Source organism: Chengkuizengella axinellae (genome assembly GCF_030730905.1).
Classification (GTDB): Bacteria; Bacillota; Bacilli; order Paenibacillales; family KCTC-33759; genus Chengkuizengella; species Chengkuizengella axinellae.
This window is the reverse complement of sequence record NZ_JAVAMP010000004.1, coordinates 16329-29249: the sequence shown is the minus strand read 5'-3', so window position 1 is coordinate 29249 and position 12921 is coordinate 16329. Positions and strand designations below refer to the sequence as shown.

Genomic DNA, 12921 nt, shown 5'->3' with positions numbered 1-12921 from the left:
TTTTTTTGTGTCAAAAAAAGGAAAATAAAGTCAAACAGAATCAGAAATATTCTATTTGACTTTATTTTTATTCAATAAAATGACATAAATTTTATAATTTTTACAAATTTGTGATGTCTATATACAATTTATAACAATAATGATACTCTGTTGATTATTAGAAATATTTTACTTTTAATTGAAAAATTAGGATGATTGATTAGATCGAATATCTTCCCTAAATGACTTAAGATATAGGCTTTCTTAAAAAGGATATTCGAAAGAGCCAATTATTCTGAGTTTGAATGTTAGTAATTGGAAATAGAAGGAGGGGGTTGGTAAATTATTATTTTAAATATAAATAGTTAATTATTAAACAGTGAAATGGGAGGAAATTAAAAGGAGGATTTTTTATGCTATTAAAAAAAGCACGTAATTTATTTTTTAGTATTTTAGTATTGTCTCTAGTTTTTATTCCTGTAATAGGTAGTGGAGGCTTCGCACATGCAGAAAAGATTTTTGAGAAGAATAAATCTCGAACTGAAGTATTGGATATTATAAAGAACAATGGTCAAAAACCTAAAATAAATATTATTGGTAATATTAAAGTCACAGAGGAAATAAACTCATTGGTAAATATTAAAAACATTAATTCACTCGATAAAGTTGATTTAAATGAAGATTTAAAAACAATCTGGATTGAAAGTAAAGAAATGAATAAATTTTTAAACAACCAAAATAAGTTGGAGAAGTTATTAGAATCAGGTGTTTCAATATATATAATAGGAACTGAGGATGTGAATTTATTACATTCAATATTTAAACCATCAAGTAAAGTAATTGAGGAAGAGGTTGACGGGAATACTCCAGATTTTCAGTATGTGACTCAAAATAATAATGATGAATACTTTATTGGTAGAGGTTATTTTAGTGAAGAATTATTGGATAATGAAAAATTGGAAGCTATTTTGAGTTCAGCATGGAATAGAAAAAATGATATAAACTTTTCTAGTCCAGTATCACATGAAAACGCAAATGGTATTCTAAATAATAAGCTACAATCTATATTGTATTCAACTGTAGCTGCGGCAGATTATGACGATTTTGAAATAGATCCAGACTGGGACATAATCGATGGTTGGGATTCATATGAATGGTATGGATCTTATGGTGATGTAGCAGAGTGGAAAGCAGAGTTTCACTATAATGATGGATCTGATGACTATTATGCAATGGCAGCTAGTACTCAAATGATACCAAATGAGTCAAAGTATGCTTCTTCGGATTATTTATTAATCAAAACTGAAGCGGATGTTAGTCAAGATAATGAACTTTTCTCGTATGGACCCAAAAACCAACCTAGTTCAGATCAAATCACTTTCAATATTGGAGCTTCAGGAAATACCCCTAGTATAGGAGCAAGTTATACAGTTACTGATAATGACTTAGAAATCAGTACTAGTGGTACATCTAGTACTAGTGAAATTTATCAAGTAAAGTTTATATATGATGCGTTTAGTAATTACGCTGAGGCAGAATCAACTCAAAATTGGGCACTAATTGTCCAAAGTGAATCTACTAATAATGATTTTGTTACCATATATAATAAACGTTCTGGGCGTTTTTATGATGGATACTGGCATGAACCTGATGGACACGATGATGAGCTTATAACAAAATCTTATAATACTAATATATATAAATAAGTAATTAATTTAAATTATCCCTATTTCACTGTTTAATTATTCGGCTATTTTTTTATTAAAAACAATTGTAATAGATAAATTAATATTTAGTGTTTTGTAATCAAAATACTCAAAGTGAAATACATATCGCCTTTAATGCAATTTTAGATTATAATAAACTAATTTTATAAGTAACATAAAAATGGGAGTGATTCACTAATTTTATATAGGTTAATTGACCAAATAAAACCTAAGATTGGAGGATTACTCCTACTTTTCTTATAAGATAAGAAAGTCTTTTGACATCGTAGATTTATATTTGGAAGGAGGATTTAGGTAATGAAGTATAAGCCGGTATTTTATTTCTTATCAGTATTGTCACTTTTATTGATTTTAATTTTAATAATAATAAGATTTACAGATGAGCCTGAAAATTCTATTGAAGTAGTTGAATATAGTAATTTAGTAGAAAAAAAGTTCGCATTATCTTGGGAATTATTTTCCAGTAAAAATGGTATTAGCAAAAACAATCCTGTAAATTTAACGAACAATGATTTGTATTTTAATTTTGATAATAAATTAAATTTAAATCATTTTAAATATGAAATAAATTTTCAAGAAAATAAACAGATATCAAAGTATAAAATCTTTTTAAGAAATAATACTATATATAGTTCCAATGTCACATATAAATCTGACACATCAGTAGATAAATATCTTAATTTGAATTTATATAAATTATTCAAAAAATTAGATGAAATTGATTTTTCTGTACTAATCAATTATTTATCAAATGATAGTTATTATAAATTTGTAATTTATCCAGAGAATTCAATTATTGAAGAGGGTAAAATTTATAATAAAAATGACTATAGTAACAGCCCCTTTTTTGTTTATAAAGATAAAATAATAAAAGAAATAAAATCAGAAAAATTTTCTGTTGAAGAAAAGTCAATACTATTTGCTCTTTATTCCATGGAGAAAGAAGGAGAAAATAGTTTTCATGGTACTAATAATATTTTTATAATAATTCCTGTAACTAATTAATTTTTCTTTACATCCCGCAAAAATAAAGGAATCACAGAATAACTCTATGACCCCTTATTGGTGGCTAGGAAGTTTGAACAACCTATTTAGTTATAACTTTATTCCTTCCCTTGAAGAAAGTCAATATCCCCGCTAAGAACGTCCTCGCCTTCATAAAACATGAATCTTCCATCCTGCCATTCTATACGCAAATATTTACGATCATCTGATTGGAACAACCACACTGATTGCTCACCTGCACTAGGAAATGCCGTATTTCCTTGTACACTAGACCTTCCGTTATATTGTTCCTCTAAGTAATATTTTGTATCTTCCAACGTAATGGTTGAAGGAACCTCATGATAAGAATCCAACCTGCCATCTATCTCTGTGTATAAGATAAAAGTAGGTTTTTCTCGTTTTTCTGTATATAAGTAACGAATGTCTTTTCCATCTTTTAATGTGAGCATAGCTTCGTTTCGCATCAAGTTTGTCGTTTTTCCTATGATCTCATACATCACTAATGAAACTTCAACAAAGTCGCCTGATTGGGCAGTATGAATTGTTTTCTCTGGTTTTGGTGGTTCTGGCTTTTTCATAAGATTTGAAATCCGTTTAAATAGATTCATTTTCTTCACCCTATTTTCTTTTGTATAAATCATTTTGAATGAATTTCAGATGGAATAAAGTCTCCACCTGAAATTCTCAGTGTTTAAGCTTTGCATAAACGAGTTCATTTTAAAATTGGAGGTTGCCTATTGATGAGGCATCCTCCAATTAAAAACATTAAATAATTAAACTGCTCACTGCAAAACCTATACCTATATAAACAAATGCAAGCAAAACGCCAATGGCAACATTGCCTTTCTGCAAATGATCAGATAACTTCAAGCCTGGTGTAACCCAGTCGAATATAAAATACGTGAACAATAAACAAAGATATCCGACTAAGAACCACAAAGCCATATGAAGGATAGAAGTATTTGTATATGCAGCAACACCCAAAATAATAGCAGTTCCTAAAAATTTACCTCCAAATGCTAAACCTACGGCTGTATTTCCTTTTTTCAATTCTTCTAAATCGTTAAAAGGAGTAATTAAACCAAATATGACCATGCCTAACAATTGAAGCACTGTAATAACAACAACACTAATCAATAAATCTATGATTATCACTCTACCCACCCCCGGAATTTGGCCATTGCCATGTCATAATTCGTATAACTATGAACTTCTTCTAAATATACCTCTACTTTTTTTTCAGATTTCAGATTATTGTATCTTTCTTCATCAATTGGCTGTTTAATATCGTGACCTGTAGGTAAAGTAAGGATTGCAAACTGTCTAAACTCACCTTCAAATTCTGTTTTGTAAACACCAACAAGATCTACCTCTGTTTTGATTTGAACCTTTAGATCTGCTAAATCTTTTTCAGCTTCTTCTAATGATTTATATGATTTAATGCCTTTCCATGATGATAGAAGGACCTCATTACTCCCATTATCAAGTACTTTCATTTGAGCATTCATATACTGAAGGGTCCAAATTTTATCACCTGTTGCGTAGTTTTCATCATTAGGCAATAATAAATTGTCAGGTAAAACGGTCATGTCTCCACCGATTAGATCCCCAACAGTTCCTTCTTCCACTCTATAGTCCCAGGGTAATGTATTTGAACTTTCCTGCTCTTCCACTGCAGAAGAACTAACTGTAGCTGACTCTGAATTTGAACTAGTTTCAAATTCAGAAGGTTCACGATCAAATAAATTTCCTATTAATGTTATCGCAATTAATAAAATCAGTCCAAAAATGATAAATTGTAATAACCGATTCAAATTATTTCACCCCCATCGCAATAAAATGACTTGAATTACCTGTGATTAACCCTCCTGCTCGACCAAGCAGACCACATGGCTCTCCATTAATCATAAAAACACCTGTTAATAAATGAAATGTTCCGTTGTGAAGCTCTATTTTCGGAAGATCAATTCGTTTTTGATATACCCGATCAAATAATACGCTTGTATCATATCCTTCTTCATCTTGTGTTTCTAAGGTGCCTTGATGATCATAAATTTTCACTGAACCACCTTCACGACCAAACATAGATTTGGATACGTAGTTGCCATCAAAAATGGGCTTGTTGTATGTTGGCAGCATATATTTTTCAATGCTATCATGTTCTTCTTTCGTAAAAATATCTGAATCAAGCTCGTGCAGACCCCAGATAACGGCTTGCAGCCCTTTAGATTGAAGAATTACCGCATGCAAGGGATTGAATAACTCAATATTTTTGGATTCAATGGCATAAGCTAAAGCTTCTCCTCCATCATCAACAGCCATCCATTCTTTGGGGTATAGGGCAAACATTCGATCAATGGGACGAAGTTTTTTATCTTTTACGATACCTTCATCTACAGACAAATCTAACGTATCAATACACTGCACATCTAATCCGCTATGTTTAACTAGCATCTCTATCGTGCCTGAATCCTCTAAATGTTCTCCATAAGTTACACAAGTAGCGTATTCTGGTTTTTCTTTTTCCCATGATAATCGGACATGATCCTTCATTTTCACGTTGGGAGAATTTAGATCGATTTGATCGCAAACCCACGGAGTAACAACAGAAGACTCCACATAACCAGTTGGTGTATCTGCATTCAGCTCAAACAGCTTGATTTCTCCTTGCTCTGTTATGGAGTAATCAAATCGTGCGTACCTGCTCATTTTTCCTGCTTCATTAGGAAGCAATGAATCTAAACCATCCCATAATATTTCTGGTATAGACATGAGTGCGTACAGATCTCTTCTACCGATTGTAAATCGTGCAGCTTTGTCAAATACAGTCCATAGGTTTTCGGAAGCCAATTTGATTTCGTCCCATATATCATGATCCATCGCTACTGCTTGATCAATCCAATAGTGATCTAAATCTCCCCATGTAAAGCCTAATTCTTGGAGTTGATTTATTCTTTCTTGCCGATTCGAATGAGGTGATCCAACAACTTGATACACTTTTTTATCCACCGAAACTTCCTCCTGATTTGCTCGTGGAGCTCAGATTGCTGGATTTATTTCCAATACTTCCTGATGAAGTGGATGTGCTCTTATTGGAATCTCTTTTTGTAATGTTTCCTTCACTGCTTACAGTTTTTGGCCTTACAGATGAATTGACCACTGGTTTGTTTTGGAATGTACCAGATTCAAATGCTTTTGGTTTATATGTTTTGTTTGTTCTTGCATCGTAAACAGGTCTGGAATCATACCAACCTTTAGTTGAATAGGAACGTCCGCTGTTGAATATTAAATGGTAAAGCAGTAAATCGTCCCATCCAAATCCATTATGAATGTATACCGGTTGATTGCCGCCTTCAGCACCTGTTTCTTGCTCTTCTTCAAGAGGTTGTTCTTCCGAAATAAGCAAAGGAATATTCCAATCCATATTTGCATCAAAATATTGTTTCACATCTTCTGATGACCACTCTACAAGCGTAGGTTCTGGACCGCCAGTTGTATCTCCTTCAGCATAAACAAACGGTGTTATGGCTAAGTTAGCAACTAGGGCTATGCCTAACGTTGTAGACAATGTTTTTAATGGTTTGCCTTTATAAAATAAATTTTCTGCGATCTTTTGATCTTGCTTCATTTAACATTCACCTCCTTTTAAGGTTTTTTAGAAGAGATGACTAGAATTTCAAGCACTTCCTCATCTATGTTTAAACGTCCTTCTACCATTTCATACTCTGTCTTATTAATCGTAATGTAATTTGCATGCTCTAATGATCTGAGTAGGTTTTCGGTCCAAGTACGTTCATCCAATTTACTCAACTCTCCACTTTCGAGTTTTTCATAAATAATTACTCGAGTACCCAATGTTACTTCACCTCCTTAAAAGACAACTTAACTTCCAGTTCATGTTTACAAGTCTGTACTAAGAATATCATATTCCTTTTCAGCCTACACTTGACATTTTATTTTCACCTTAAAATTTATTTACATACTTATTATTACGACACAGAAAGTGATCGGTTTCAATGGAAAATGTTGATTTCAACTTTGGATTCGTTTGGTTCTATCCTATCTATTGAAAACATATGATAGTGTTAGTTTTGGTTAATCGGAGGAGAGTAGATGAATAAACATCACTTTATTTTGTGGTTTGCTTTGTGGGCAAGCGTACTTTTAGTTGCTAGTTTTATCATTCCTGTCATTCTAGTAAATGAAAAAGAAGAGAGTCCGAGTATAAGCCTTATGGAAGATGAATCAAAGAGTGGTGTCATAGAAGAAACGGAGCCCATATACGTTCCTATTTATATGACAAAGGATAAAAAAGTTGAAGTTATTCCTCTTGAAACCTATGTAAAAGGAGTGATTGCAGCAGAAATGCCAATAGAATTTGAATTGGAAGCTTTAAAAGCACAAGCCATTGCTGCGAGAACCTACATATTTAGAAGAATGGTAGAACAAGATTTTAGTAATGTGCCTGCTGAAGGGAAAGGTGCGTACGTGACAGATACAGTAAGTCATCAAGTATATTTATCTGAAGAAAAACTTCAACAGCGCTGGTCAGGTGTAATCTACGAGGATAATATGGATAAAATCAACCGTGCCGTAAACGAAACGAAAGGTTTAATTGCGACCTATGACAATCATCCAATAAACTCTACTTTTTTTTCCACTAGCAATGGATATACAGAGAACTCTGAAGATTATTGGAGTATAGAACTCCCTTATTTACGTAGTGTAGAAAGTCCATGGGATGTTGAGATTTCTCCAAAGTATAAAAACACAATCGTGTTGTCCACACAGGACTTTTTTAACAAATTAAACATTAATCCTGCACAACCAGCATCCACAGGTCAAACATTGATTAAAGTGCTGGAATGGTCTGAAGGACATCGTATTAAAAAAATAGCATTTGGAGATATAGTTTTAACTGGTAGAGAAGTGAGAGAGAGATTAGGTCTTTCTTCCTCACAGTTTGAAATGGATTTGCAAGGGAATGAGATTCAAATTACATCATATGGCTATGGACATGGGGTTGGTATGAGTCAATGGGGGGCGAACGGAATGGCTAAGGAAGGCAGAACAGCAGAAGAGATTTTATTACATTATTATCAGGGAATTGAGGTTCAAAAGGTAAATACAACTCTTTAAAAGAAAAAATCTAGTAATAATAGGTATAAAACTATATCATCTGGCAACAATGATTGCTGAGGTGATGTATATATGAAAGAGAATAATAAAGAGAAACAGCTTGAACAAACTCCTGAAAATAAAGAAGGAGCTTCTCATACTCAAGCTGGATCATGGAAAAGGTTTTTCAGTAAGAAGTGGGTATTTCCGGCCATGTATATGGCTGCAGTTGTTTTAATTGTAAGTTTCATGGTGTATTTCCAGAGCAATGATCAAACTAGTTTAACAGAACCAGAGATAGGATTAGAGCTTACTGAGGATATGAATCAACCAACTGATTCTGAAACTGGTTTAGATGTACCCGTTGTTGTAACAGCTGAAACGATTGTCTGGCCTGTAGAAAACAAAGAAGATTTAGAAATTATTCGTCATTTCTATGATGAAAATGGCGACAATGAAAGCAAATTAGATGCAGTTGTTGAGTTTCAAGGTAGTGTGACACCTAGTGTAGGGGTTTCTATTGCACATCCAGATGGTGAAAGTTTTGATGTGTTAGCTGCTAATAATGGTAAGGTTACTAGAGTTGAAAAACATCCTGTAACTGGAAACTTAGTAGAGATCGTGCATGAAGATGGTATGAAAACAGTATATCAAAGTTTAACAGATGTACAGGTTGAAGTCGATCAAGAAGTAGAGCAGGGAGATGTGATTGCTAAGGCTGGTACAAATGAACTCGATAAAGATTTTGGAGTTCATCTTGATTTTGAAATTTATGAAAATGATGTAGCAGTAAATCCGGAAGAATTCATTCAAAGCTAATTACTGATGAAGAAAAGAATGTAAGAAAACCTATTTCCATGAATAATTTAAAAATCCCATTTTAGTGAATGGGATTTTTTTTGCTTTGACAATATAAGTATCAGTTTATTTTTTAAGGTGAACACTCCCTGCTGTATTCAGCTTTGAGACTGTAAATTTGTTAGGCAGCTGTTTTTCAATTTTTTGTTCAAATCCCCTGTTTTGTAAATTTAACAGCTTGTCATGCTTGTATTCAAAGAATATCTAAGGTATCCCCTCATATAATGTACCAAACTAGTTCGAGTAGGGAGGCGAGGGGAGTGCACGATTACATCAAGGAGCGAACCATTAAAATTGGTCGTTGCATTGTGGAAACCAAAAAAACGGTTCGTACGATAGCGAAAGAATTTGGAGTGTCAAAAAGTACGGTGCACAAGGATTTGACAGAAAGACTGCCCGAAATAAACCCGGAATTGGCCAACCAAGTAAAGGAGATTTTAGAGTACCACAAATCAGTTCGCCATTTAAGAGGAGGTGAAGCAACAAAGATCAAGTACAAAAAAAATAAAACGAAATCTGCCTCACCTTCATAGAAAATTACGTCAATAATTAAAAAAAATTAATAAAAATGAGAAAATTGAAGGAATTATATGGATCTATATCGAAAAAATAAATAATAATTCACTCGATTGTTTGTAAAGGACAGTAAAGTATAAAGATTTAGGCATACTTTCTTCCTCAAGAAAATCTATCCTTATGAAGAATTCAACAACCTCTACGAATAGTCAGCGATAAGAGATTTTCTTATATTACATGAATTTTTATAAAAAATGTAATTATATTTATATTATCTAATAAAAAAACACTGGACTAATTCATAGGGGGAAAAAGCTATCTATGTTTAATAAAGATATCGGTATAGATCTTGGAACTGCAAATGTTCTCATTCATGTTAAAGGACGTGGCGTAGTTCTCAATGAACCTTCCGTTGTAGCGCAGGAAAGTGAAACGAAAAAAGTAATTGAAGTCGGGGAGCCTGCAAGAAAAATGGTAGGTAGAACCCCAGGTAATATTATAGCCATTCGACCTTTAAAAGACGGAGTGATCGCTGATTTTGAAATTACAGAAGTGATGCTCAAAAGGTTCATTTCTAGAGTTGGAGGAAAAAAGTGGTATAGCCATCCTCGAATTTTAATTTGTGCCCCTACGAACATTACTTCTGTTGAACAAAAGGCCATTCGAGAAGCAGCACAACGCAGTGGTGCAAAAGAAGTATTTCTTATGGAAGAGCCGAAAGCGGCTGCAATTGGTGCAGGAATGGATATATTTCAACCTAGTGGCAACATGGTAGTGGATATTGGAGGAGGAACAACGGACATTGCTGTTTTATCCATGGGGGATGTCGTTGCCTCTTCTTCTCTTAAGGTTGCAGGGGATAAGCTGGATGTCGCAATCATGAAATATGTTAAGGATAAATATAAAATATTAATTGGGGAACGGACTGCAGAAGATATAAAAGTAACAATTGGTACATTAGATCCTGAGCGAAGTAACGAGGAAATGGATATCCGAGGTAGAGATTTGGTAAGTGGCTTGCCTTTAACCGTTACAATTACGGCTAAAGAAGTAAAAGAGGCTTTATGGGATCCTGTTTCAGCGATCATTTTATCTGCAAAAAATGTATTGGAAAAAACACCTCCTGAATTAGCAGCAGACATCATTGATCGTGGTATTATACTAACTGGTGGCGGTGCTATGCTACACGGCTTAGATATATTAATGGCCGAGGAGCTGAAGGTACCTGTACTCATTGCGGAAGATCCAATGGGATGTGTAGTAAAAGGGACAGGAATCATGTTGGACAACCTTGACAAATTATCAAAAAGGAAATTAGGATAAGATAAAGATAGATAGCGACAGGAGCTTTCGTATATGATAAAAGGACTTTATACAGCGGCCGCAGGCATGCTTACACAACAAAAAAGACACGACACGATTACAAATAATGTTACTAATTTAAATACACCTGGGTATAAGCAAGCGGTACCCATCTCTCGTTCTTTCCCTGAAATTTATATGTCTATGATAAACCAAGGTTCTTCCAATGAAATTGGAAGCTTCCAAACAGGTGTTATGATTGAAGAAACGGTCAATATCTTTACACCTGGACAATTTATAGAAACGAGACTTCCATCAGATTTGATGATCAACTCGAATCTTCAGCCAGTGGATGAAGATGGCAATCCCTTTACAGATGAGGATGGTAACCTGATTGAAATTCAGTTTGATGCATCTGGAAAAGGCCTTACGCCAGATGGAATAGAGGTGTATCAACCTCAGGTTTTCTTCACCTTGTGGGATGCAAATGAGGAGACTAGATACATACAAAATGCAAAACTTTTTATCAATGATCAGAAGCAATTGGTAACACAGGAAGGTTTTCAATTTTTAGGTCAAGATGGACAGCCTATCATTTTATTTGATGATGATTTATCTGTAGAACAAATTCAAATACAAAAAAATGGTCAATTATTATATAATGGGGAAGAGGTAACAGATATTGTAGGACAACCGATTGTTTTACAACTTTCTCAAGTGAACAATCCGCACCATATGACCCGAGAGGGAAATGGTGTATATGTAATAACAAACGAAGATCAAGCTTCTGTAACCGTCCTTGATGAACTCCAAGATCAACCGATTCAAGTTCTTCAAGGATTTGCTGAAGGGTCTAATGTAGATGCAGCACAGTCTATGGTGGATCTAACGAGTGCATTAAGAGTGTACGAAGCAAATCAGCAAGTGATCAAAATGTTAGACGAGACCTTAAGTAAAACGGTCAATGATATTGGACGCGTACAGTAAATGCTAGAGGTGAAATGAATGAATAGTTCCATGATTAGCGCTATGGTCTCCATGCAGGCGTTGCAGCAAAAATTGAATATTCAATCTCATAATGTGGCTAATTTGAATACGACAGGATATAAAAAATTAGATACCTCATTTCAAGATTTATTAACAACTAGAGTAAATCAAGTGGATGATTTTCAACTAGAAGGTAGAAAAACCTCCTTGGGTGTTCAGGAGGGAGTAGGGATTAGAGTTTCTAATCCAATCCTTATGATGGAGCAAGGAGTATTAACTGAAACAAACCTTTCAACTGATTTGGCTATCGATGGGGATGGTTTTTTTGAAGTAGGGACACTTGATGGAAATGAGCGTCTCTTTACACGCAATGGATCATTTCAGTTGGTACCTTCCTTTGACAACCCAGAAGTGATGCATTTAGCAACTAGCAGTGGGCAGTTGGTAAAGACCTTAGACAATGAACCTGTTTCCATTCCTGTGAATCATGATTTTACAATTGATGAAACGGGAAGGATTTTTGCATACAATAACTTAAATCCAGGTGAGGAGCCTCTGGAGCTAGGTCAATTGAAGGTCGTACGTATTTTATCCCCACAGTACATGCAGTCAGCGGGAAATAGCTTATACACACTTCCTGAGGACATATTGGAAGATCCAACACTTGTATATCAGATCGACCAAGATGGTAATTTAACTAAGGATCCTGAAGATAAAACGAATATTAGAGTTCTACAGGGATTTTTGGAGCAGTCTAATGTAAATCTCTCCGAAGAAATGACGGAGATGATGATGACACAGAGGGCATTCCAATTAACTTCGAAAGCATACAGCAATGCAGAAACAATGATGAAACTTGCTGCAAATTTAAGATCTTAGACCTCAGACACTCCGATAGGAGTTTTTGTTCTATAATAATAGTCGGCGTTCAGAAAGCAGTCTTGACCGTAGCAGTATATACTTTTTGAACACACTACAATAGGGAGATAAAGCAATAGCTATGGATACGAATGCAAATACAACAAAAACAGCAAAAAAAAAGAAAAAAACTTCATTGCCTAAGCCTGCAAAAATAACATTAAAAATATTAAGGTTTTTTCTTGTTCCTGTTTTATGTATCATTGCACTTTATGTTGGTGTCGTGATCGGTTATGTTACGATTGGGGACGGACCAGCCTCCGATGTTTTGGATATTGAAACATGGAAACATTTAATTAATTTAATTTTTGCGGATAGATAAAGAGAATCTTGCTTTCAGTGGGAGTTTTTATATCTTCCGCTGAAAGTTAGATGACCTTATCAGGTGAAATTATGCTGTCCCCTTGAAGAAGAGAGAGTTTTACAGCATGAGAACGTGAAAAATGTAAAATTTAAAATAAACTCCCCCTCAGGGAGTTTTCTTTTCTTGTTTAGCTAGGTATAATGAATG

Annotated in this window: 15 protein-coding genes; 9 read left to right on the top strand and 6 right to left on the bottom strand. The window is 34.2% G+C overall.

Features of this window, described 5'->3' with window-relative positions; translation table 11 throughout:
- Positions 1 to 392 precede the first annotated feature (392 nt).
- Both Q5Y73_RS11070 and Q5Y73_RS11065 read left to right on the top strand, forming a co-directional pair.
- Positions 393 to 1685 (top strand): hypothetical protein, encoded by a 1293-nt coding sequence (locus tag Q5Y73_RS11070; RefSeq protein ID WP_305991966.1) that lies wholly within the window; start codon positions 393 to 395, stop codon positions 1683 to 1685.
- A gap of 318 nt (positions 1686 to 2003) precedes the next feature.
- A complete protein-coding gene (locus tag Q5Y73_RS11065; protein WP_305991965.1) occupies positions 2004 to 2711 on the top strand; it encodes a hypothetical protein in 708 nt (235 codons plus the stop codon).
- A 98-nt stretch (positions 2712 to 2809) separates the two neighbouring features.
- On the opposite strand, the gene Q5Y73_RS11060 is transcribed toward Q5Y73_RS11065, so the two are convergent.
- From Q5Y73_RS11060 to Q5Y73_RS11035, 6 genes are all read right to left on the bottom strand, one after another.
- A complete protein-coding gene (locus Q5Y73_RS11060) occupies positions 2810 to 3319 on the bottom strand; it encodes a DUF4178 domain-containing protein (RefSeq protein ID WP_305991964.1) in 510 nt (169 codons plus the stop codon).
- 157 nt (positions 3320 to 3476) lie between these two features.
- Complete coding sequence (locus tag Q5Y73_RS11055) at positions 3477 to 3866, bottom strand: DUF350 domain-containing protein (protein WP_305991963.1); 390 nt, start codon at positions 3864 to 3866, stop codon at positions 3477 to 3479.
- Positions 3863 to 4525 carry a signal peptide protein gene (locus Q5Y73_RS11050; protein WP_305991962.1) on the bottom strand — a complete coding sequence of 221 codons (663 nt, stop codon included), beginning with the start codon at positions 4523 to 4525 and terminating at the stop codon, positions 3863 to 3865. The genes Q5Y73_RS11055 and Q5Y73_RS11050 overlap by 4 nt, the downstream gene beginning before the upstream one ends.
- Position 4526: 1 nt before the next feature.
- On the bottom strand, positions 4527 to 5720 hold the full coding sequence (locus Q5Y73_RS11045) for a glutathionylspermidine synthase family protein (protein ID WP_305991961.1): 1194 nt from the start codon (positions 5718 to 5720) through the stop codon (positions 4527 to 4529).
- A complete protein-coding gene (locus Q5Y73_RS11040; protein WP_305991960.1) occupies positions 5713 to 6339 on the bottom strand; it encodes a hypothetical protein in 627 nt (208 codons plus the stop codon). Before Q5Y73_RS11040 ends, Q5Y73_RS11045 begins: the two co-directional genes overlap by 8 nt.
- A gap of 17 nt (positions 6340 to 6356) precedes the next feature.
- The gene (locus Q5Y73_RS11035) at positions 6357 to 6566 is read right to left on the bottom strand and encodes a hypothetical protein (protein ID WP_305991959.1); all 210 of its coding nucleotides are present in this window, start codon (positions 6564 to 6566) and stop codon (positions 6357 to 6359) included.
- 258 nt (positions 6567 to 6824) lie between these two features.
- Between Q5Y73_RS11035 and spoIID the strand changes: the two genes are divergently transcribed.
- From spoIID to Q5Y73_RS11000, 7 genes are all read left to right on the top strand, one after another.
- Positions 6825 to 7850: a stage II sporulation protein D gene (gene spoIID, locus Q5Y73_RS11030; RefSeq protein ID WP_305991958.1), complete on the top strand. Its 1026-nt coding sequence runs from the start codon at positions 6825 to 6827 to the stop codon at positions 7848 to 7850.
- 72 nt (positions 7851 to 7922) lie between these two features.
- On the top strand, positions 7923 to 8648 hold the full coding sequence (locus Q5Y73_RS11025; protein WP_305991957.1) for a M23 family metallopeptidase: 726 nt from the start codon (positions 7923 to 7925) through the stop codon (positions 8646 to 8648).
- A 299-nt stretch (positions 8649 to 8947) separates the two neighbouring features.
- On the top strand, positions 8948 to 9220 hold the full coding sequence (gene spoIIID / locus Q5Y73_RS11020) for a sporulation transcriptional regulator SpoIIID (RefSeq protein WP_305991956.1): 273 nt from the start codon (positions 8948 to 8950) through the stop codon (positions 9218 to 9220).
- Positions 9221 to 9524: 304 nt separating this feature from the next.
- Positions 9525 to 10526: a rod shape-determining protein MreB gene (gene mreB, locus Q5Y73_RS11015; protein WP_305991955.1), complete on the top strand. Its 1002-nt coding sequence runs from the start codon at positions 9525 to 9527 to the stop codon at positions 10524 to 10526.
- Positions 10527 to 10559: 33 nt separating this feature from the next.
- Positions 10560 to 11492, top strand: a complete 933-nt coding sequence (locus tag Q5Y73_RS11010; protein WP_305991954.1) for a flagellar hook-basal body protein — start codon at positions 10560 to 10562, stop codon at positions 11490 to 11492.
- Between the two features lie 18 nt (positions 11493 to 11510).
- Positions 11511 to 12371 carry a flagellar hook-basal body protein gene (locus tag Q5Y73_RS11005; protein ID WP_305991953.1) on the top strand — a complete coding sequence of 287 codons (861 nt, stop codon included), beginning with the start codon at positions 11511 to 11513 and terminating at the stop codon, positions 12369 to 12371.
- A gap of 121 nt (positions 12372 to 12492) precedes the next feature.
- Complete coding sequence (locus tag Q5Y73_RS11000; RefSeq protein WP_305991952.1) at positions 12493 to 12732, top strand: DNA-directed RNA polymerase subunit beta; 240 nt, start codon at positions 12493 to 12495, stop codon at positions 12730 to 12732.
- Positions 12733 to 12921 lie beyond the last annotated feature (189 nt).

Coding starts and splice junctions, on each gene's coding strand:
- Q5Y73_RS11070 (WP_305991966.1), top strand. CDS start 393: ATGCTATTAAAAAAAGCACGTAATTTATTTTTTAGTATTTTAGTATTG.
- Q5Y73_RS11065 (WP_305991965.1), top strand. CDS start 2,004: ATGAAGTATAAGCCGGTATTTTATTTCTTATCAGTATTGTCACTTTTA.
- Q5Y73_RS11060 (WP_305991964.1), bottom strand. CDS start 3,319: ATGAATCTATTTAAACGGATTTCAAATCTTATGAAAAAGCCAGAACCA.
- Q5Y73_RS11040 (WP_305991960.1), bottom strand. CDS start 6,339: ATGAAGCAAGATCAAAAGATCGCAGAAAATTTATTTTATAAAGGCAAA.
- spoIID (WP_305991958.1), top strand. CDS start 6,825: ATGAATAAACATCACTTTATTTTGTGGTTTGCTTTGTGGGCAAGCGTA.
- Q5Y73_RS11025 (WP_305991957.1), top strand. CDS start 7,923: ATGAAAGAGAATAATAAAGAGAAACAGCTTGAACAAACTCCTGAAAAT.
- mreB (WP_305991955.1), top strand. CDS start 9,525: ATGTTTAATAAAGATATCGGTATAGATCTTGGAACTGCAAATGTTCTC.
- Q5Y73_RS11010 (WP_305991954.1), top strand. CDS start 10,560: ATGATAAAAGGACTTTATACAGCGGCCGCAGGCATGCTTACACAACAA.
- Q5Y73_RS11005 (WP_305991953.1), top strand. CDS start 11,511: ATGAATAGTTCCATGATTAGCGCTATGGTCTCCATGCAGGCGTTGCAG.
- Q5Y73_RS11000 (WP_305991952.1), top strand. CDS start 12,493: ATGGATACGAATGCAAATACAACAAAAACAGCAAAAAAAAAGAAAAAA.